The following is a 21777-nucleotide window of genomic DNA, read 5'->3' as shown; positions in this document are numbered from 1 at the left end:
TAGGGCAGGCTAACCTGCCCGGGTGTCTCCGCGTCCGGGTCTCTCGCGCCCGTCCCGTCTCGTCGTCCCCCTCGCCGTCCTGGCCCTCACCGGTGGCCTGACGGCCTGCGGCTCGGAGGACGAGCCCGCCGCCGACGCCGGCTCGTCGCCCTCGTCGTCGTCCTCGGGCGCCTTCCCCGTGTCGATCGAGAACAAGTTCGGCACCACGGAGATCCCCGAGGAGCCGCAGCGGGTGGTCACCGTCGGCTTCAACGACCAGGACTTCGTGCTGGCGCTGGGCGTCACGCCGGTCGGTGAGCGCGAGCTGCTCGGCGACTACGACGCCACGACCCGCCCGTGGGCGGAGGAGCAGCTCCCCGACGAGGAGATCCCGACCGTGGGCGGCGAGGAGATCGACGTCGAGGCCGTCGCGGCACTCGAGCCCGACCTGATCGTCGGCGTGTACTCGTTCATGGACGAGGCCGTGTACGAGCAGCTGTCGGGCATCGCGCCGACGCTCGCCCAGACCGACGAGTACGCCGACGGCGCCACCCCCTGGCAGGAGCAGACGCTGCTCATCGGCCAGGCGCTCGGCCGCGAGGACGAGGCCCAGGCGCTCGTCGACGACGTCGAGGGCCGGTTCCAGACCGCGGTCGAGGAGAACCCCGACTTCGCCGGCACGTCGATCGCCGTCGACCTGACCGGCGTCGGCTCGGGCCACTACCTGCTCGGCTCCGACGACCTGCGCACCCAGTTCTTCACCGACCTGGGCTTCACCGTCCCCGAGACCAGCACCGACGTCAGCCAGGAGCGGCTCGACCTGCTCGACGCCGACGTGCTCGCGGTGAACGGCTACGACCAGGCGGCCGCCGACGCCGACACGCTGTTCTCCGCGCTCGACGTCGTCACCTCGGGCCGCACGGTCCTTCTGGGCACCTACTCCGGCGACGTCTCCGCGGCGCTCGGGTTCGGCAGCCCGCTGTCGCTGCCCTACCTGGTCGACGAGGTCGTCCCGGCCCTGGCCGCCGCTGCCGACGGCGACCCGGCCACCGAGGTCCCCGTCCTCGGCTGACGCCTGCTCCCCGACGCGCCCCCGGCCTACCGGCCGGGGGCGCGTCGTGCGTCCGGGGGATGCCGTGCCCGGCCCCCGGCTGGCTACCGTCCCGGCTGTGGAGCAGCGGGAGCCCTACTGGCGCGGTGTGCTCCTCCGGCTGCCCGTCGCCGTGTTGATGGGCGTGGTGGTCGGGCTGGTGTTGTGGTGGCCGGCGGATCTCCACGGGTCCTCGGCGGTGGTGGCCGGCTTCTTCGGCGCCCTCGCAGGGGCCCTGCTGCCGCCCCGGCCCCGGGACCGCCGCCCCGCCGACTGAGGCGTCTCGTGCCGTTCCACCGGGGAGCCCGCCGCGGCCTAGCCTGCCGGCATGGCATCCGAGGACGCCGACCCCTGGCCGCCCGGAGGCGGGGAGTTCGTCCCGCGCACCCCCGACGGAGAGCCCCTGGTCAATGGCCGCCGGATGACCCGCCGGGACGCCCGGAGCTGGCTCAAGCGGGAGGACGTGTTGCTGGGGCGCTGGCCCTGCGGCCCGGCGGTCGAGTGGATCGCAGATGCGGGCGACCGGTCGTGCTTCGCCGCGGAGAGCCGGCAGGGCGAGGGCAGCGACTGCAACCCCGCAGGGGACGTGCTGCTCCACCGTCTGCCCAGCGGCCGCACGGCCGTCGTCCTCGAGGAGTCCTGGTGATCCTCCGACTCCTCCGAGGACACCACGGGACGGACTGTCGACGAGCCATGCGCCCTGACGGGACGAGGGTCCGGGTCACCGGCCCGCCGAAGTGGCCCTGCACCCAGGCGGAGCTGCCCGCCTCGTCCCTGCGAGCCGGGCGGAGTCGGCGCCCCGGTGGGGCGACCGATGAGTTACCCGAGCGGCAGAGGTCCCCCTCGCACGACGGCGGCCGCGGTGGCCGCGACGACGACCGGGAGGACCCCGTGACCCAGTACCTGCTGTCGATGCCGCACGACTCGTCCGAGGAGCCGACGATGGCGACGATGAAGCCCGCCGAGCTGGAGGCCGCGTTGGCGGCGGCCGGCGCGTTCATGGAGGAGCTGACGTCCTCCGGTGCGCTCGTCTTCGCCGGCGGGCTGCACCCGCCGTCGACCGCGGTCACCGTCGACGCCACCGGGGACGACCTCGTCCTCGCCGACGAGCCCTTCACCCGGGCGCCGGAGTACCTCGGCGGCTTCTGGGTCGTCGAGGCGCCGGACCGGGAGGCCGCCGTCGCCTGGGCTGCCAAGGCGTCGAGGGCACTGGGCGGGCGGATCGAGGTGCGGGCCTTCCAGGAGGTGCCGGCCTGACGGGCGGGCGTCCGCCTGCGACGTGCACGCGCCTGACGGCACGGTGGGCCCCGTGGGGATCGAACCCACAACCCGCGGATGAAAAGTCTCAGGCCAGACGTGTCAGATGGTGCCGCATAATGCCGTCTGAGCAGGTCAAGGCCGCGCGGCGTGTCACCGGCTGTCGCCGACTCTCCCCCATTGGCGCCCAGTCCGCGACCACAGTGCGACCACAGGACCGCCCAGACCTGACCGCTCGCTTAACCATCGGCGATCTCATCTTCAGGACCGCCAGGGCTTCCACGACTGCGAAACGGGCGCACCGAGTGCGCCCTGATGCAGCGGGTCCACCGGCACCCAAGCGAGGCACCGCTGAATTCGCTGCTCTTGACTGCGCGTACCTCCGTGTGACCCCGCGGGACACTGCGACTCTGGCCACGTGGACGCTGGCCAACCAGCGCCAGTCACCGTGGTGGAGGAGCTCCGGACCTAGTGCTGCCAACTGTCCCGCCGCCCCGCGGGGACATGCACGTGCTCCTAAGCGACCACATCAGCAACGAGGGTTTGATCACCTCCGTCGGGGGGCGCCGAGTGGCCACTCCGTCCCCATGGCGCAGCTCCAGGCGTGAGGCCAACCACGATTGGCCGCTACTGCACCTGCACACGCCTGCGGAACAGGGAGAGGTCGAAGCCCGTACCCGTCAGGCTGCTCGTAATTGGCTGGCCATCGGCGTTCCGGTAGATCAGGGACGTCAGGTGCTCGTTCGAGACAAAGGCGCCCTCGACTGGGTAGCCCTCACCGTCTCGCTTGATGCGCGCCGACAGCTCGCGCGCCAGGTACTGCGCCAGACTGTTCTGCGCTCCTGCTCCTCGACCTCCGACTGACACGCCGAGAGCCTGAGCGATCTCCGGATGAGCGGAGTCCACCGCGATGGCCAACTGGTAGGCCGTGACGTAGGGACGGCCGAAGTGATGGCCTCCGAGGTTGTTCAGATGAGTGGCGTCGAGCGCATCGAGCACAGCCGCCTCAACCGCCTGCTTCTCCCACACCGACATAGAGGGGACCGTCGTCGCGCCACCGCATACCCGTCAAGCGAGACGCCACTCGGCGGAGGGAGGAGTCCCGGAGGAGATGTCGCCGCTCGCTGGGACAACGACGTCCTGCATGCCCATCGCGCTGGCTGTGGGCCGTCCACGGTGGGCCCCGTGTGTCCTGGCTCGGGACCTACCGGGCCACCGTTCGATGCGCGGCTACGTCGAAAGCCCGGCTGATCATCACCGCAGTCGAGGTGGAGGGCTCAGGCCCGGGGAGGTCATGGCCGGCCTACAGCGTCTCCCAATCCTGACGGTACGAGCTGAGGGCCCGGCGCTACCGAACCGAGGGCGACGCCGCGTTCGAGCCGCGGCCCTCGCGGCCGCGCACCCCGTCGGGAGCGACTCCCGCGGCCACCATGGAGATGGTGCTGCGGCTGCGCAAACCGCTGGCCGAGTCAGGACTCGATGCTTGGCGCGGGGCGCCAGGCGAACATCGCATTCGGCTGGATCGCTCGAATGCGCTCGAGAACCTGCCCGAGTTCGACCGATGTCTCGTCTTGGGCCGACGATGGATTCGTCTCGAGCATCAGCGTGATGCTGTCCGCGATCTGCTGAGGCGTGAGCCCCTCCATTAGGCCCTTCAACTCCGCAGGGTCGTAAGCATCCTCGATTCGGGCACTGCGTAGCAGCCTCAACTGCTCCTCGCTGTACAGCCGGGCCATGAGCGCCGCCACGAAACGCTCCCACGCTTCTGCGCCACTCATGCTGGCCCTGCACTCCTCAAGGGCCGCAAGCACCTCGGGCGAGGAGTCCGCCGATGCAGATTCTACCGATGTCACCGACTCGTCGGTGGTGACGCGACGGTCGGCCCCACGAGTCCTGGTGAGCCAGTTCCACGCCGACCCTATGGCCGGAAGTGCTTGATCGTTCCAAAGTCTCGTGGCGTAAGGCGCAAGCACTTCCGCCGCCTTAACGGTGCCGACGAGAAGTAGTGTGCCGATCAGCACCGTTGATAGCGAAGGTTCCTCTTCTCGGAACTCCGACACGCACCCATCGCTTTCGCAAGCGCAGAACGGCGGCGAGGCTCCGAGGAGACTTTCCCCGTCTTCGTCGTCATTGATGGGAAACAGTACGGCGTGCGTTTCTAGCTCGTTCGTACCATCATCACGCGCGAGCCCCCGATAACCACCGGGGATTTGCGCCTGCGCAAGGTGCGTCCCTTCGGGATACTCAACCACCATTTTCTGCTGAACCATCCGTCGGGCGGACGCGGTCGGTTCTTCAGCAGCCACGATCGGACTGTACGTGCGACCGGTGACGTTTCAGCGGAGAACGCGCGCGTCGCTTCGGCACGACGATCACGGCTTGGGCGTGTATGAGTCCAGCCGCCTGGTCAGGAGCGGAGGGCGTGTGCTGCCTCGACCAGACCAGCTGCGTCACCCTGTGCTTGGCCGCCGGCCGCACCACATCGCTGTTGGCCCAACCCACTGCCAGGATCTACGACCGGCTGCCCGCCCTGAGCCTGCACGCCAGGGTCGTCAACACCGCCACCGGCGAACTACCGCGGACCTGACTCTCGCCTCCAACCGGGGCTACCCGCCCATCGGCCGACCGCCCGGCTTAGCTCGCACATGAACGCCCGAACCACAGTGCGTGCGTCCGGGCCTCCGGGATGTCCTGAGACATCACAGCGGTCGGCCCAGGGATCAAAGCCGCGACCCGCGGATTAGAGGTCCGGACTCTAGGGTGTCGGCCGGCACCGCCTGATGACAGGGGTGCAGCTCAGGAGCCGCCGAGCTTCCGAGGGCTACAGCTCCCCATCCCCAATGGGGGGCAGCCCGCTACCGCAGTCGGCGGGGCTCCGCACAGCTAGCTTAGCGAGGAGGCGCAAGCTCGGGACAGGCGAGCGGTCGCCGTCGAGCGGTGTCCTCGTTCACCCGCCACAGGATGACGACATCTACAGAGGGACAGGTCGTGGTCGCGATGGGTAATCACTAACGTGTCGCTTCGTGGGCAGGTTTGCGTCGGACTACTGGCCCGAGGTGGCTGCTGCCCTAGTGCTGCTAGCGGTTGTCGGTCTCACACCTCTCCGGTCGAAGGTCAGAGCTCTGGCGGACTGGTACTTCCGACACGTACCGCTTCGGGTCAGCACGGGAATCACTGCAATCGCAGCCATCACGGCGGTGGCCATACCGTTCGTCTTCGACGCGCTGGAGAACCCGGCAAGGGTCCATGTAGCGGCAATCTTGATCCTGGTTCAGGCGACGGCGACAGGCCTACCCCTGTTTCAGCAGGCCAAGCTGAACGACCTGGCGTCGGAGGCAGCGCAGGCTGCGACACGTGATATCACGCGATCCTTGGTGCCCTTGGCTGGCCTAGTGAAGGAGATCACTGAGCTTCGCGCCAACGCTGCCGCCAAAGGACAGCTGCGCGGCCGAGCGCATGTAGTGGCCCTCACGGCCGCCGCGACCCTCCTGGGAGGCCCAGACGACGTTCGAGCGAGTTGGTACGCCGCTGAGGGTGCTGCCCCACGTCGCCGGCTGGTTCCGCCGGCTGCCAGCTCTGTGGGACGTCCTGACATGGCGAGCATGATCTTCGATGAGCAGACCACCTTGGGGGCCACCGTGTTGACTGCCCTGGACAAGCGCGACGTGGTGTACTGCCGCGACATCTCGGAGGAGCCTCCCGCAGGCTGGGTCGAGCGCCCAACTAAGTGGCGTTCGTTCCTGTCCGCGCCGGTGATCTACGAGGAGCAGCTCCTGGGCATGCTGACCGTGGACTCCCCTGTGGCGGACGACTTCGACCTGGATCGGGATGCTGGGATGGTGTTCACCCTGGCGCACCTTCTCGCGACGGCGTTGAAGGCGTAAGTTGCGAGGTCCAGGAGGCGTAGAAGCACCGCGCGTGGCAGCCTTGCGGCAGACCAACTATGAGAGGAGCCGGGCACATGATCACCGTGTCGATGCCCTCGACTGACTCTCAGGTCCGGGAGATCGCCAAAGACCCCAACGGCTACGTGGCGAAGACGCGGAAGGCTTCCCTCGGCCGCTCCCAGGGCTTGAAGCGGGTCCTGCGAACTCATGTCGGGCGCAAGCGGGCGAAGACAGGTCACTCCACGAAGCTGAGCTGAGCTGAGCCGACCAACCACTTCCCGGTTGGCGCTGGCCCGTAATTCAGCAGGAGCCCGCCCCACTCGACCAGTACGGCGCTGCGCTTGCGGCTCCACCTGCGCGCCAGTCCCAGCCACCGAAGGCCCCGCCCAACAAGGGCGGGGCCTTCGCTACGACTGGCCCAAGTCGACACTGGCTGTCGCCCTGCCCGTCGGTCGCGGCGTTCGCCGGGGGCCATGCCACTGACCCGCTGGAGAGCGAAGAAGACAGCGGGCCTGTCGTCAGACGTTCCTACGGCCGTCGTCGGCGCCGGCGTCGGCGTCGGCGCCTCGAGCCTCGTCGTTGCGGGGGCGCAGTTTGAACACGAGGCTCTGCGACTGCCGCACTCCCGAGAACCGCACCTGGCTGCTCGTTGACATCCGGAGCTGCGACAGTGGGTCGACGATGATGCGCACCTGAGGGGTGGCCCTCTCCCCTTCCAGGCCCGACACGACGACCAGGAAAAAGTTCTGCGTGGACATGGCCCGGCGGATCTCAGAGTCCTCCAGCACGATCTGGTCCGGCTCTGCGCCCGCGCTGACCTTGAGCTCGTAGTACTGCTTGAGCTCGTCGACGGCATCGGCGCCCACGCCATGCTGTGCGCGCAGGTCAAGCAACTCGGTGGAGTCGCTGCCCAGCACCCGCCGGACCAGTTCTATCCCCAGGCTTTCCTTCTCCAGGTCCGTGTACGCACGGCCCGGCGTGCGCGCCACCGGCGGCGCCGCCGGCTGCGGGTCCCGGAGTTGTACGCCACGTGAGCGGCCAGATGAAGGCGATGGCGCGGCTCCCGAGCCAGCCACGATGGTGCCGTTCGGGTCGACTACGACCAGGGTCGCGGGATCGACCAGGCGCCGCCTGAAGGTCTCGGCCTCCCCCGGCGCAGCCAATGACGGCTGCCCGTCTGGCGATGCTTCGGGGACTCGGCTGGCCGACGTGCCTCCTCCCGAGGATGGGTGCACCCGACGCCGCGAGCGTCGCTCGGCAGCTTGCTCTTGGACGGACGCCAACCTTCCGTAGATCGCAGCTGCGGCCACCGCCCCCTGCGCGGCCGAAACCTCGTTGGCGAGCCGGAGGTCACTGGCATGCCGACCTCGGCGCGCTGCCTCGGTAGCGGCCAGCCAGGCCTGCGCCAGGGTTCTACGGTTCGCGTCAAACAGGGCAGCAAGCGCCTGGCCGCCATCAACGCCTTCCGCCAGTTCAGGGGCCCGGACGAGGAGTGCGCATGACGTCGAGTCGAGCCTGGCATTGACCGGGACCTCCCGGACGATCCCGTCCGGCAGTCCACTCACGGAGACCTTGAGCTCAGGCACGACGCTCACTTTGAGGTCCTCAAGCGCCGCCCATGGCACGGTCAGGGCCGCGTGGAGGGCCGGGTCGTTGCGTGCGAGGTCTTCACGGAGCAGCCGGACTCCAGCCCGCGCCAGCTCGGTGGTCCTCTCGTCAACCCACGCCATGCCGGGCGGCACCACCGCGACATGCTCTCGGCCGACAGCGTGGAGTTGGAAGACCTTGATCAGGTGGGGGAACTGGGAGACCTCGCCCCCGGGCGTCCACACCGGAAGTGCACTGCCAATCCCGGTCGCGACGGCGGAGTCCTCGACCGCGTAGAGCGGCCGCTGGCGCAGCCAACCGTGCGTCGTCAGCACAGGAGCCCGCCGCAACCTGCGCAACTGCCGCGGGTCTGCTCCGCTATCGGCGCAGATCCGCTCCATCAGCCGCAACACATCGAGCAGGACGGCCTGATCGACCGAGCCTTTTCGCTGCTTAGCGACCTCCTGCAGCACGGCCACGCAGTCGTCGAGGTCAGGCGCGCGGACGCCGAGCGCCTTCCACAGCGGGTCGCTGCCAGGCACCTGGGGCACTGACGGTCGGTAGGCCCCGAACACCGGGGCACCCCGGAACACGGAGGTAGGCCGGTGCCACGCTGCTCGCGTCCAGATGAGCCCGTCCCCGGCGCCGAATAGGTGCTTCAGGCGCTGCGGGGTGACATCGTGCGACGAGTGGTCTGAGCGTCCTACCCGCCCAGCCAGCGTCTGGTAGACGACCGCGGTCTCGGTGTTGAGGTCGACCCCTTGGGGTGGGGCGTCGCGCAGCTGCCGCAGCCGGTCGACGAGCTGTCGGGTACCGGGCTCCCCGCTGACGCCCAGGGTCGTGAGGACCTCGGTCCGGGCGCTGGCGATGTCGGGGTGGAGGTACCCATCGGCGTCGGAGCCGTAGACGGCCAGCGTCGCGGGGGTCCGCAGGCGCGAATCGGCCGCTCGTCGGGGGGTGCCCGCGATATCGTCCAGCCAGGCGACGCTCGCCGCCTGCCACACCCACCAAGCGCGCACCGAGCCCTTGACCTGCCAGACGTAGTAGTCATGTGCAGCAGGCACTTGAGCCTGTTCGCCAAGGGTTGGCCAGGCCCGGCCAAGTACACCGAGCAACGCCCGAGCGCGCCTGCGCCGGCTCGAGGGATCGGCATCTCTGGCGATGTCCTCGATGACCTCTTGCAGGTCGGGGCTGTGAAGGTCGTCGAGCGAGTATGTCGCCCCTAGGTCGCGTAGGGCCTCTCTGCGGTCGGTTGGAGATCCAATGCCGTCGCGGGCCACTCCGAGACGGGCGTCTTCGAAGCGTCGCTCAAGCCGAGGATGAGGCGCGATTCTTGGTACCGTCTCGGCCCCCAGTAGGCGGAGCAAGCGCTGCGGCCCGAGCCCCGCGCGGCCCAACGGCGACCGCAGGGCGGAGGCATATCTCGGGGCAAGCCAACGCAGGTTGGGCGCCGCCCCCGCGGCGACCGCGAAGCTGTCCTGCTCACGGTCAATCGCCGTCGGCTGGTAGGTCTCCGCAGGAACGGTGGCCACCCGCACCTTCTTGCCCTGTGCGTCGAACCGGAAGGCGTCGAGCAGGATCGCCCGCCCGATGCCCGCCCCCAGATGTTCCCGCTCCTGGGGACTGATCTGCTCCAGCGCATCACGCAGGTGGCGCAGCTGGTCGTCGGTGAGTGCGCGGGGCAGGCGGACACCGTCGCGGCCGGCACGAGCCAACGCGCGGAGCAGCGTGTCATCAGCGGCTTCCTCGGCGAGGACACCCGAGTTACGCAGCCACGCGCGGACTGTCGACGGCGCATGGCTGTCGGCGAAGTAGGCCGCGTGGAGCTGCACTCCTGTGCCGAGAACGGCGACGAGCCCGGAGACGTCCCGGACGAGCACCGTCGCGCTGGAGACGCTGGGGGGCGCAACGTGCTCACCCCCCGACGTGACGATGCACCGAAGAGCCCGGAGACGATAAGCGAGTCCCGCGTTCAGGACCGCGGCCACCAGTGCAATGCACGAGTGCACTCCGCGCTGAGGGCGCTCCACTAAGGGCAGCGCCTGCTCCACGGTCACTGGGGCCGGCACCCCGGTTTCCAGCTGACGCCAGCGCTCCAGCACCGCTCGCCACCGACCCACAGTGTCGCGGCAGCCGACTGGTAAGGCGGCGCCCAGGCCCGCCAGTTCGGCGGACTCCTCCGCGGTGAGCAGGCCCTCCAGCGCCTCCTCCTCGTAGGCCAACTGCGACAGCCGCGTCATCACGCCGGTCACCGGTAGCCGGACTTCGTTTCCCAGGGCTGCGGATGTCTCTCCGGCGATGAGGTCTTGCAGCCGCGTCCCTAGCCCCGATGCCCCTTGGCGCGTCTTCTCCACCGGGATAAGAGCCCACCCTTCGGCCGGATGCTCCGCGAAGACATCGGCGACGGCGAACTGCCACAGCATGGCGACCATGTGCGCGAGCGCGCGGTTCCAAGGGTTGTCGACCAGGTCACGCCGGCTCGCGACCGGGTCGAACTGGGCGTTGGCGCACATCGGCAGCGGCGTGTGCGTCACTGGCAGCCCACTGGCGAGGTACCCGCCCCGCGCCTCGGCCAGCGGCAACGCGACGCTGACGGGGGTCGTCGCGTGGGTTGTCTTGTGGGCCCGGGCGAGGCCCGCTGGGCTGTCGAGCACGGCGTCGTAGCGCAGCCAGGAGCGGCCGTCCGGTGCAGTCATCGGCGACCGGGTGACCTCGCGGTCCGCGCCGTCCCAGCGTGCGAGGCGCACGGTCGTCATGCCGCGCTGAAGCTGAAGGGTCCGAGATGTGGTGCCAGCCGTGAACGACACCTGCCGCACGCTGTCGAGGAACAGCAGGCTCGCGTCGTCCCAGTCCGCGCACCACCGGAGCAACTCGCCTGCGGCGAGGCTGCCAAGCTTGAGGGGGACGTAGATGGCCGTGTCCCCTGTGCCGGCCAGGCCCTCGGGGACGGGTGCCCCCTCGACCGTCCGCAGCGTCGGGTCACCGAGCATGAGGTGGTAGGCCCCGCTGTGCAGTTGGAAGGTCTCCGCCAGGGTGTGCAAGGTTGACAGGCCGATACCGAAGCGCCCGGTGGCGGTGGCGTCGTCGCGCTTGGTGGTGAGCCAGGGTGCGGCTAGGGCGTGCACATCGCGCAACGTCAGCGGGCGGCCATCATGGACAGCGATGAGCGCATCAGCGATTTGATAGAAGGCGACCTTCGTCGCGCCGCAGTCATCGGCGTTCTGGATGATCTCAGACAAGCCCTGGAGCCGGTCATCGGACAGCACGCCAGCTGCCGCCCGCGCGTTGCGCAGGATGTCGGCCATCGTGCCTCCGGCCGCGGCGAACCGATCAGCAAGCGCGGCTACCGCAGCAGTGCACTCGGCAGCACCTGAGGGTTCGTACGAGACAGGTCCGGCGGGGTCGTCGAACAGCAGCGTGGCAGCGCGCGCGGCCCGTCCGACGTCGGCGGTCGTGGCGTCGGTGATACTCACGACATAGGCCCGGCTGCGGTGCCGTCACTGACGAAGGGCTGGTCCAGAACCCTGAGCGGATGCGACATGAACTCCCCCGTGATTACGCACTGCAAGCGGCAGAGATCGTGTCACGGACGGCGACGTGATGGAACGGCTCGGCCTGAGCCCGTTACCGACCCCACGACCCACTCTGTGGAGAAGGACAATGGTCAGCACCGTGGGCCCCGTAGGGATCTAACCCACAACCCGCGGATTAGGCCCCACCCCAGGCATGACGGTCAGTGACACATGATCTTGCCTTGCGCGTGTGGGTCAGCGAAGTAGGCGGCGGGAGGGCTTCCTCCCCGGCTTGGGTTGGGGTTTCCGAAGGCTCCGCCGACCGGAGCGAGTCATGGAGCCCAATCCTGCACAGACTGCATAATCTGTGCCGCGATCTGCTGCTCGGTGAGCGTCTCTCGTTCGCTCAATGCACGCGATGCGCGTCCGTCTTCATCCTCTGTTCCCCAGCCGAAATCCGCTCGCTGAGCTATTAACGCCCCGTCCCGCCGGTACAGCGGGCCAGCGACGGCGGCGTATCGCGTGCCGTGCCCCTCTTCATGGCGAGTTGGCTGGCTCCAGAGGAACTCGTCGCCAGACTCGGACTGCAACTCAACGTGGACAATGAGACCAAAGCGCGATTGCAGGACGTCGATCAGCCTTGAGGCGTCGAACTCTCCCGGGCGCATCTCGGGGTTCGGCCGAGTGTGCATGTTCTCCTTCTCTCCAGATGAAGCACCTGTCGCGGCATCGACGCGGTGGCCGACAGTCTGCTCCCCCCAGTGCACTCCGCGGTCGAGAAGCGGCAAGGCGTCGGATGTCGCGACCATATCGCGACCACCTGCCACATCAGCGCAGGTCAGGTCATGCGCCAGGGGATAACTAATCCGCGGGCCAGCACCCGCGCGGCGCGCGAACCGACGCTTGCCTCCCAGCTGCCCGGAGACAGCTCTGCCGTTGAGCCTGGAGTCCACGCGTACGGCGCCTGCGAGCACGGGCCGGCAGGTGCGATCCACCCCGCATCGGCGCCGCTGGGCTTCTACCGGAGGCGCGGAGACACGGAGGCCGCCCAGACGCAGGTCTGGGCGGCCTCCAACCATGTCCGACGACCTAGGCCCGCCTGAAAACGTGATGCCCGCGTCCGTCCAAACTTCTAGCCCTGGCTACGCCTCAAGCCAGGGTCGAAGTCGATCCCACACGAGACCGAGAACCCGTTCGGTCCTCTCATCCACAAACTCGACGTTCCACTCCTCTGAGCGCTGCCCGACGGCAACAAGGTGCGGCATGTGGTGAGAGGCATTGACCAACTCCTCAGTGGACTGCACGAAGGTGATGCCCCTCTCCTGAGCGGCCTCAAGCTGGGCCAAGGCCTCCTCGTGGGTCCGCGATCCTAGGGCTCGATACAGCACACGCTTCTCGGCCCAAGGGCGAATCCCCAAGCTGCTGTTGACCGCCTTAGGCGCCAGGCACAGATTGCCCAGGCGATCGACGAGCTCCTTATCCGCGTAGAGCTCGCTAGCCCATCCGGGACTATTCATTTGCTGCGGAGCGACGTGCTCAATAGTCATGAGCTCCGACTTGTTCCAGCTCTGCCAGTTCAGGCATGGGTTGGCGTCGGGCCTACCCTGTCGAAGGAGACCAGGATCCCCCGAGTCCTCAACGGAGTCATGATAGGCGGCCAGGAGCATAAAGCGTGTCAACGTTGTGCTGATCGAGTAATGCGGCAGCGACTTTGAAAGTGACAGCCATTGCTCCCGGTCCGCGACTCCACCGGCCGACGCGAGCCGTGCAGACAATTCCGCACGAAGCGCCGTCACAGACGGCAGTTCGTGACACATCCCGGCATCTTCGGCACGACGCTTGCTCCGAGCGATTCGCGGCATCCCGGTTCTGTTGTCCGTACCCATCATAAGCTCGCGATGCTGCTGATCGATGTTTCCAGTAGTCCTCCGAGATCCGCGCCATAGCACGGTGAAAGCCGTCACCGCCTTCAACACCGCCTCAAGATCCCGGGCGGCGTCTAGGCGCGCCTCCCCTGTGGCCCGCACTGCTCGTGAGTAGTACCGAGCCATCAGTCCCAGCGTCACGCTGTGGTTCATTTGGCGCAGGAAGGACATGCAGAGGCGGATAGTGTCCGTCGTACTGTCGGCAGGTAGGTCAGGCAACGGCTGCGCCGCGTCCGCCCACGTACTCCTCACCAGTGACGAGGTGTCCCGAAGGCTCGTGAGGAACTCATACCGCCCCTGAGGGCTGTGCACGTACCTCTCGAACTCATCTTTCAAGTACATCCGCTGGTCGGCGAGGCGCTTGGACAGTTTGGTACCAGTCTCCGCCAAGGCGAAAGCGACGAGCAAGTCGCGCGTGGCATTCTGTCGAGGATCCCCCGCGCGGAATCCCTCCACATAGCTCTTCACGTCATCGAACAAGGCCCGCGCCGGCGAAGAGGAGTACTCGCCGAGCCCCTCCGCTCGCACGACGCGCGGACCGAAAGTCTCGATTGCCGTCAGCGGCTCCCCAGTCGTGTTGAGGGACTCAAAGATTGTGAAGGCATAGTTCTCGTCTTTACCCTGCACCACGGTAAGAGCGATACGGTTCAGGACATATGCGGCAAGTATCAGCAGCCGGGCGAGTTCGGCTGCGGACGTCGCAGGCTCTTCCTGCAAATATGACGAGGCAGCTAGCGGCATCTCATGCCCTAGAGTCGCCCTTTGAAGGCCAGGATCAGCCGCAAGCACGGCAAGCGGAGGAAGCGCCTCCATGTCTTCGGCGCCCGCTTCGCCCGCCGCCAGCCTATTCAAGTACCCCCGCATGTCAGCGTAGCGTCTCACGAGGTCAGCCTCGCCTTCGGCGGACACATCCTCGTCACGGACCCGGGCGCGATAATCAGTCGGCCGGGTCCCGCTTGCGTCCTCCTCCTGCGCACGTGTCGCATAGTCGAATATCAGGTGAGCGAGCGGGCTGTCGTAGATGTTATTCGGCCGCTTTCGTGCCCATTGGTCGACAAAGGCGCGGATCATACGAGGGTAGATTCGCACATCCCCATACTGCTGCACCTCCGCAAAGGACATTGCGAGCGGCGCCAACACCTGTTGCGTTTGATCGTGCAGGTACGTGAGTGCCTCATCCTCCACTGACGGCTGGCTGCCCCTGAAGAGTCGCCAGTGCCTCACGCGGATTTGAGCATGCAGGCAGGCGGTTAGCGCCAGCAGGGTGGTCAGGCGTTGCTGGCCGTCGATGACCGTCAGCACCTTGGAGGGGGTCTCGCTTCGCACGGCGGGGTGCACCGTTGCGAAGTTCGTGTCGTGGATCGTGATAACGGTTCCGAGGAAGGTGAATGTGTCTGGCGAGGACGCCAAGCCCGCAAGCCCATGCAGTGTGTCGTCTATGAGACGCGAGACCTTCGCCTTGTCCCATCCATATGGCCGCTGATAGGCCGGAATATATAGGCCTAGCCCGTTCTGGCAGAGAAGCTCCTTCAGGCTCCTCGTATTTGCGTCAAAGATTTCCTTGGCCTCGGTCGCCACGGTGTCCCTATCTAGTCGATTGCTGTACGGCTGTCGGACTGCTGATCTGTTGACGCCGCAGCTTAAACGTGACAGACGGTGCATGCATCACCGTCGTCCTCATCGGCCAGGACATCGCCAAGAACCTCAACCAGTGGCAGGTTTCGACGGCGAGAGGCCTCCCGCTGAAGGGCCGCCTCGTGCTTGGCCCGAACCTCATCGCCGCGATCGCGTAGTTCGCGGAGGCTTTCGCCTTGGCTCCAGGTGTATTGGCGCTCCTGCATGGCAGTGGCCTCGTAGCCCTGCTTGTCCTCATACTCCATGGCGCGCTCATACAGGTCGGGGTGACGCTCGGCGAGACCCACCCACTCAGCCTTGCGCTGGAAGAAACAGAAGTAGCAGCCAGACCTCGTACGCCACTCGTAGTAACTAGGAAGTCCGACGCCAGCGTCATCCAAGATCTGAAGGACGCCCTCTTTGGTGACTCCATCCTCCTTGAAGGGGAAGACCGGATGGATGTTCGGCTTGGTGCTGATGTACCCGCTTCGGTGCTCGTCAGCGCGGATTCCGATGTAGGAGTAGGTCTCCTGGTCACCGATCCAGGCCTCTAGGGGCTGGATCTTTAGCGCCTTGGTGCACCAGCGCATTTGGGGACTGGGAAGCGCTCCTTGATACACCCACAGCCAGTGGTCAAAACCGCGATCGGCATTCAGCCGGGCGATGCGAGAGCCGAGCACGGTCTCAAGTCTCTGGAGATACTCGTACGTCTCCGGCAACTCCGCACCGGTGTCGCAGAAGAAGTACTCGAGTCCTGGCACCCGGTCCCGAAGGTAGATGGCAAGCGCTGCACTGTCCTTCCCACCGCTGATTCCGAGTACGTGGCGCGCGTTGGGAGCGGCGAGAGCATCACTGACCGTGGCACTGGTGGGGTTATTAGCCATTATCGATCCTTTGCGGGTGTGGAAGTGCAGGTTCCGTTGCGACGTTCCTGGCATCGGATGAGCCGCCGAGCACGAGCTCGGCCAGGAGCGTCAGCAGTCCCTCGCGGCCCTGCTCGCCGGCATGGGCAACGGCTCGATCAAGCACGTCCTGGGCGAGTTGTTGAAGCTGCGTACGGGTGGTGTCGTCCACGTACATGACACGACTCGCCTCGGAGCCGTCCGGGGTGGTGAGGACGAGCCGGCGGGCAGCGAACCCGTCGCCGGCGCTTCGGGGATCGGCATCAAAGTGCAGGGCCTGAACTCGGCGGAACACCGTGACGAGACCACGCAGGTTGCTCGCGTACCGTTCTCGGTCCTCGTCCCGCCAAGCCGCGGGAGGTCGTTCGCCGATGGCGAGAGACAGGGCTTCAAGCCAGCTCCGATCGTCGAGGTGCTCGTCAAGGGCCGTGAACGCGAAGGTGCGAAGCCTCTGCTCAAGCGCCTTGCCCCTCAGGAACGCCGTGCGCGTGCGGAGTTCTTCCCTCAACAGCGCCACGTCGCCAAGCTGAGCACTCGGAAGTCTGAGTTCAGCAGCAAGGGCTGTTGCATTGGCGACGAGCAACTGGTCGTAGGCCGCCTGTAGCTCCTTGAGAGCGGACCCAAGGCGCTCCCCGAACGCGGTGACGTCGTCGGTGCGGTGTCGCGTCTCGGGGCTGAAGGGCTCGAGCCCACAGGCCGCGGGGAGGGCTGAGAACAGCAGTTCATCTGGTTCTCGTGCCGAGAAGAGCGCGGTGCGGACGGTTACGGCCGATGGGCTGAGCAGGGTGGTGTACCTGGTGTAGTCGGGCAACTCCCGTGCCACATTGAGAAGCGGTGCAGCCGCGGCCAGGACAGTCGTGTTGCGCGCACCTCGGCCTCTGGTTCGCACCGCCGGAACGGCCCCGGGAACCGCGTCGGCGACAGCGGCGAGTACCGCGCTGCGGGTCCCGACCAAGTTGAACGTCTTGAGCGAGAAGCGTCCAGGGGTCTTGATCAGCCGCTCTAGGAGGTCGATCGTCAAGGAGGGCTGGTACGTGCCGTCCTGATAGATTGCCACGTCCTCGCTCCGGTGCAACAGCAGAGCGGCAAGGAGGACAGGAATTGGTCCTTCCTTGAGACCTATGGGTGGCGCCATGAGCCGGGCATAAAGCGTATCGACGGCCACTGGTTCGCTGGTGGCCTTGTTGATGAGGATGGTCAGAATGCCCCACGCGGGTGCCCAGGAGCTTCCGGCCGTGGACTTGGGTGGGCCAAAGGACCATTCGCCGTCGTCACCAGCACGGTGCAACTGCGTGTGGTGCAACAGCGCTTCGTACATCGCTCGTTCGGGCCCATAGCCTTGGAGGCCTAGGCGCTCCTTAGTGGACGATGTGACCATGGCCTCCAGGAGGTTGCGCCGAGCCTTCGCACCTTGGCTCGTGAGCTCACGTCGGCCGAGCATCTCGTTGCGGACTTCAGGACTGTGGCCGTAGGCCTGTTCACACACATCCGACAACAGACGAGACAACCCATGCTCGGCAGGAAGCGGCGCACTGGGTCCCTCAGCGCCGAGCAGCCGCCATTGGACGCCGGCAGCGCCTGGGCGAAAGGCTTCCTCCAAGCTGGCGGTCAGGCGACGCCGGGCACCAGCCGCACGGTCTTGCAGCTCTCGACGAGCAACCCGGTCGGCATGGACATCCTGCTGATCCAGAACCGCGAGAGCCGCAGCAGCCTCGATGGCGGCATCCCGCACCTGCTCAGCCGCTGACGTGGTGACCGCCAGGATGGGCCGGCCGTCTGCCGTAGCAGTGAGCGCGGACAGACGCTCAGGATCGTCCAGGAAGTAGACGAGAGCCCCATCCGCCGGGTCCCTTGGACCAAGGGCGATCAAATGACCGGTGGTGGAGTCGGCGTAGCTAGGGGTGAAATAGCGCAGCATGCCCACTCGCTGGCTGTGCTTGCCGGCAATCACTGGTCCGGTGCTATGCAAGCGCGTGAGGAGTTCGGCTGCTCCGAGGCTGCGCAGCTGCTCCCGGGCGTCGGCGACGCGGCCTCGTAGGTCGACGTCGCTGCCTTGCCAGAGCCGGTACTCGTCGGCGAAGCCGCGGTAGGTCAGCCAGCCGCGGGTCTCAAGGTCCGCGAGGCGCGTCCGCCACTGTTGCTGCGGCGACGAGTCAGCGGAGCTCAGGGCGTAGGCGATGAGGTCGGCGCTGGCTCGCAGGCCACCTGCCTGCCCGAGCAGGTTCAGGAGGCCTACAGCCTTGAGACACGCAAGGTCCTCAGGGGGCAGGCCAGCTGCTTCGCGGATGCGGACGTCGATCTCCAGCCAACGAGGAGTGGAGGCGGCCAGCGATTGCCCGGGCCCTGCGAAGAAGTCGAAGAGTCGGGGGAGATCGACGGTCGGCAGCGGTTCCCCCCCTTCGGGCATTGCCGTCGTAGCAAGGAACTCAGCGACGCTGTGCGGCTCCGCACCGCTGAGGAAGGTGAAGAGGGTGCGCCCGTGCTGTCCGAGCTGGGCGCAAAGGCCTGGGAGTGCCAGCAACGCCACAGGGTGCAAGGGATAGCACCGCTGCAGGGTCTCGGCTCCGCCAGGGAGCCGGCTGGCAAGCCCGAGTTCGCGAAGCCGCCGCTCCGCCAGTTGGCCCCACTGACTCCTCCGGGCCGAGAAGCCTTCACTGGCGCTCGAGTCGTCGAGAGCACCAGCAATCAGGCGGAACGACTGTTCGGTCGTCTCGAGGAATGGCACGTCCTCGAACCGGCCGGCGACTTTCCCCCACTCCCGGCGCTGCGCCAGGGATACTCCGCGCATGTAGTCGTCGAAGGCGAGGTGCTGCAGCGTAAGCAGCACAATGGGGTGTGCGCTAGAGCGCGCAGTGTGCTCGGCTAACTCCTGCAATACGAAGAGGTCGGCTGCGGGGCCCCGAGTGGTCGATGCGGCGAAGTGCTCTACCGCCTTCCCGAACTCGTCCAGGAGGATCAGTACGGGGGCGTGTTCGGCGATGGCGTCGACGACAGCCGTGAGGCTACGGGCGGTCGGCATGCGGCTGGCCTCGGCAAGTGCCTGTTCAACTGGGCCTGGGACCTCACGCGGCCAGTGGTCTGTCACTCCGCGGTGTAGGGCGCGCAGCAAGCTGGCGCTGACAGGCTCGGACTGGCATGTGGTGGCGACTCGGACGAATCCGCTCGTGGAGGCACCTGCGCCGCTGCGCTGGTCCTGCAGGGCGCGCATCAACGTCGGGTCCGCAGCGCCGAGGACCTGGTCGACGTCGTCCCGCAGGGGGCTGGCCGGACCGAGGATCGTGTGCAGGTACAGCGCGAAGGAGGACTTGCCAGCCCCGTAGGGACCCGTCAAGGACCACGCGCGCCCACTGACGGGCTGACCTAGAGCACGGGTGATCCGATTGAGGACGTCCAGCGCGCGACCGGTCGGGATGTAGTCGATCTGCAGGTCGGTGTGCTGCTCGATGTTGGTGGCCCGCAGGTAGCTCTGTCGGGGGCGGAGCTGGTCAGCGAGGACAGAGGACTGAGCGGTCTTGGTCGGGCTCATGACTGGGCCCGAGAGTAATGGCGGTCGAGCAGCGACTCGGCGAGGTCGCTGACTGGCGCGTCGATCACAAGCTGGCGAAGGCCAGCCGGTTCTATGATATGCAATCCTGGCTCGGTCGCAGCTAGTTGAAGCAGCGCTTCGTGCAGCACCGACTCGGGCAAGCGGAAGGCCAGTCCCGGGCTACCGGGGTCAGACGTCAGTCGAGCGAGACTGATGCTCTGCTCGCCAGGCGACCTGGTGGCCAAGTAGTCGAGACAGGCATAGCCAACGACGGCTGCCGGCAGGGAGGGCTTGGCGCCCAGAACGAAACGCCAGGATCGACTCTCGCCGGCGGCGAGCTCGATGAGCCCGAGCTCACGAGCCGGGCAGTCGAGGAGGTCGTCCATCGTCTGACGACCCTGGCGGCGCAATGCGAACGTGCGCAGTAGGCAATCCACGTCCTTCTTGATCGATGATTCCATGACAGTGCGCCAACCAGCCGCCGCACTGAGCTCGATTACATGCTCGATCAGCTGGGTTTCTTCGAATTGCTGGGGAGCGAACAGGTGGAACGCCACCCACCAAGCGGGGGCGAGACTGGGGGGAGCGAGGAGCTGCCAGTGCAACAGCCACAGGCTGGCTGGTGTCTCCAGCCACGGATCCCAGCCGTACTCGTCATCGAGGAGCCGCCGACCGAAGGCGGTGGGGACCAGCTGGGGTACCCGGGGTCGCTGCGGGTTGTGTTGCTCCTCTAGCACCTTGTAGGCCTGTGCCCAGTACCGGATGGCGTTGACCATGTTCTTGCCGACGCCAAGTTGCACAGTGGCGTCGGCTTGCGTGAAGACCATGGGGTCGCGCTGGGTTTCGGTGTAGGCCTTCCTCAGCCAGCCGAAGCGCAGCGGGAACGTCTCATGACGGGCGAATACAGGTCGCGCGGCTGCGTCAAGCAGCGTGCCACTCATCGGTTCAGCATTCCTTCGTGCATGTCGACTTGCGGATCGTTACTGTGCATGCGCGTTCGAACCTCCCGCACTGCATCGATAATCAGCGGGAGTGCCGCCGGCACTGTTTCGGGGTCGCTCAGCCGGCTCAAGCTGAAACGTAGGGACGAGCGGACTCGTTGTACCGGGAGCCCCATTGCAGAGAGCACATGGGAGTGTCCTGGCGCTCCGCTGCTGCATGCACTGCCCGTGGCCGCAGCAAGTGTGGGCATGTGCGCCAGCACGGCGTCAGCCTCGACCTCGTCTCCGGCATCGCCGACGGCCACGTTCAGGATGCCGGGTAGGCGGTGTTGCACATGCCCGTTGAGCAGAGCCACTGGCAGCTGCGCCTGCAGGCCGGCGAGTAACGCATCCCGTTGGGCTTGCACGGCTCCTGCGGCGATCTGACCAGTCTCTGTGGCCAACTCCGCCGCGGCCCCGAGGCCGACAGCGCCTGCAACATTGAGCGTTCCGCTGCGCAGCCCTCGCTCTTGCCCTCCCCCATGGGTGACGGGTCGAAGCAACTGTAGAGCGGTCCGGCCGGCCACTAGCGCGCCGATCCCCTGAGGGCCGTGCATCTTATGACCGCTGACCGTGACGAGGTCCATCTGGTGATCGCCAGGCAGCGCTCCCCATGCAAGGATCTGACTCGCGTCGCTGTGCACCAAGGCACCTGCTGAATGCGCGACCTCGCAGACGGTAGCAAGGTCGGTCAACACGCCCGTTTCGTTGTTGGCGGCCATCACGGTGACAAGCAATGTCGTTTCGTTGACGGCGGCGACTAGCTCATCGAGGTCGAGCCGCCCGTCCTCATCCACACCCACGAGCCGTACCGGGATTCCACGCGCGGCGAGAGCTCTGAGCGGCTCGAGGACTGCGGGGTGCTCGGTGACGCAGCTGACCACCGAACGCCGCTTGCCCTCGGCGCTCGCTAGTAGCCCATGAAGAGCGAGGTTGTTGGCCTCCGTCGCCCCACTCGTGAAGATGACGCCGGAGGGACGGCCGGAGGCGATTGCCGCTACCTGTTCCCGGGCCCGTTCGACGAGCCGTTGAGCCCGACGGCCAGCCCAATGGCTACTGCTGGGGTTGCCATACCCTTCCTGCAGTACTGGCCTCATCGCCTCCAGGACGACAGGGTCCAACGGGGTACTGGCGGCGGCGTCGAGGTAGATCGGACGAGTCATGCTGGGCTGCCAGGCCGAGCTGAGTCCGTACGCGTCGAGGTACTCCAACTGCGGATGGACCCGAGGGTGCCCCCGACCGCAGGCCCGAGCCAGAGTTCGGCGCTACGAAACGTCCATCCAGGCGCGCCTGGATTGTGGCGAGGGGGCATGGCACGACCGTAAGCGCCCGTACTGACAAGTGGCGGGGTGCAACACGCTGGGCCGCACGCTCGATCCCTTCGACTGCAGCCCGGGGGTTGTATGGCTCACACGCTGACGACCGCGTCAGGTCCCGGCGTGAGTCGTGGCTCCCTGCTGTCAGGCGGCGGCCTGAGCGCTCCCCGGCCCAGCCTTCGACTCGCTGCCACCCGTGCAG

At 67.0% G+C, this 21777-nt stretch carries 14 protein-coding genes; 5 read left to right on the top strand and 9 right to left on the bottom strand.

What is annotated here, in order from left to right; genetic code table 11:
* The first annotated feature begins 22 nt into the window (after positions 1-22).
* From BUE37_RS15160 to BUE37_RS15145, 4 genes are all read left to right on the top strand, one after another.
* On the top strand, positions 23-1051 hold the full coding sequence (locus tag BUE37_RS15160; RefSeq protein WP_073421151.1) for an iron-siderophore ABC transporter substrate-binding protein: 1029 nt from the start codon (positions 23-25) through the stop codon (positions 1049-1051).
* Between the two features lie 97 nt (positions 1052-1148).
* Positions 1149-1346, top strand: coding sequence for a hypothetical protein (locus BUE37_RS15155; RefSeq protein WP_139253005.1), 198 nt, complete (start codon positions 1149-1151; stop codon positions 1344-1346).
* Positions 1347-1397: 51 nt separating this feature from the next.
* Positions 1398-1715 (top strand): hypothetical protein, encoded by a 318-nt coding sequence (locus BUE37_RS15150; protein ID WP_073421147.1) that lies wholly within the window; start codon positions 1398-1400, stop codon positions 1713-1715.
* Between the two features lie 245 nt (positions 1716-1960).
* On the top strand, positions 1961-2326 hold the full coding sequence (locus BUE37_RS15145) for a YciI family protein (protein ID WP_073421145.1): 366 nt from the start codon (positions 1961-1963) through the stop codon (positions 2324-2326).
* A 627-nt stretch (positions 2327-2953) separates the two neighbouring features.
* Here the strand turns inward: BUE37_RS15145 and BUE37_RS15140 are convergent.
* Both BUE37_RS15140 and BUE37_RS23415 read right to left on the bottom strand, forming a co-directional pair.
* Positions 2954-3361, bottom strand: a complete 408-nt coding sequence (locus BUE37_RS15140; RefSeq protein WP_073421143.1) for a hypothetical protein — start codon at positions 3359-3361, stop codon at positions 2954-2956.
* A gap of 434 nt (positions 3362-3795) precedes the next feature.
* The gene (locus BUE37_RS23415; RefSeq protein WP_139253004.1) at positions 3796-4632 is read right to left on the bottom strand and encodes a hypothetical protein; all 837 of its coding nucleotides are present in this window, start codon (positions 4630-4632) and stop codon (positions 3796-3798) included.
* Between the two features lie 717 nt (positions 4633-5349).
* On the opposite strand from BUE37_RS23415, the gene BUE37_RS15130 reads away from it, so the two are divergent.
* Positions 5350-6210: a GAF domain-containing protein gene (locus BUE37_RS15130; RefSeq protein WP_073421140.1), complete on the top strand. Its 861-nt coding sequence runs from the start codon at positions 5350-5352 to the stop codon at positions 6208-6210.
* Positions 6211-6731: 521 nt separating this feature from the next.
* On the opposite strand, the gene BUE37_RS15120 is transcribed toward BUE37_RS15130, so the two are convergent.
* The 7 genes from BUE37_RS15120 to BUE37_RS15090 form a co-directional block, all read right to left on the bottom strand.
* Positions 6732-11273 (bottom strand): sacsin N-terminal ATP-binding-like domain-containing protein, encoded by a 4542-nt coding sequence (locus BUE37_RS15120; protein ID WP_139253003.1) that lies wholly within the window; start codon positions 11271-11273, stop codon positions 6732-6734.
* 371 nt (positions 11274-11644) lie between these two features.
* Complete coding sequence (locus tag BUE37_RS15115; protein WP_073421136.1) at positions 11645-12121, bottom strand: hypothetical protein; 477 nt, start codon at positions 12119-12121, stop codon at positions 11645-11647.
* 333 nt (positions 12122-12454) lie between these two features.
* Positions 12455-14815: a DUF262 domain-containing protein gene (locus BUE37_RS15110; protein WP_073421134.1), complete on the bottom strand. Its 2361-nt coding sequence runs from the start codon at positions 14813-14815 to the stop codon at positions 12455-12457.
* 62 nt (positions 14816-14877) lie between these two features.
* The gene (locus BUE37_RS15105; protein WP_073421132.1) at positions 14878-15735 is read right to left on the bottom strand and encodes a phosphoadenosine phosphosulfate reductase domain-containing protein; all 858 of its coding nucleotides are present in this window, start codon (positions 15733-15735) and stop codon (positions 14878-14880) included.
* Positions 15728-19279: a hypothetical protein gene (locus BUE37_RS15100; RefSeq protein ID WP_073421130.1), complete on the bottom strand. Its 3552-nt coding sequence runs from the start codon at positions 19277-19279 to the stop codon at positions 15728-15730. Before BUE37_RS15100 ends, BUE37_RS15105 begins: the two co-directional genes overlap by 8 nt.
* Entirely contained in the window at positions 19276-20220 is a 945-nt protein-coding gene (locus BUE37_RS15095; RefSeq protein WP_073421129.1) for a DUF4007 family protein, read from the bottom strand. Before BUE37_RS15095 ends, BUE37_RS15100 begins: the two co-directional genes overlap by 4 nt.
* Positions 20217-21470 (bottom strand): cysteine desulfurase family protein, encoded by a 1254-nt coding sequence (locus BUE37_RS15090; RefSeq protein ID WP_083628719.1) that lies wholly within the window; start codon positions 21468-21470, stop codon positions 20217-20219. Before BUE37_RS15090 ends, BUE37_RS15095 begins: the two co-directional genes overlap by 4 nt.
* Positions 21471-21777: the final 307 nt, after the last annotated feature.

The sequence above is a fragment of the Geodermatophilus nigrescens genome (assembly GCF_900129495.1).
Lineage (GTDB): Bacteria > Actinomycetota > Actinomycetes > Mycobacteriales > Geodermatophilaceae > Geodermatophilus > Geodermatophilus nigrescens.
Note: the sequence above shows the minus strand (reverse complement) of the source record. Positions and strands in the feature narration are given on the sequence as shown.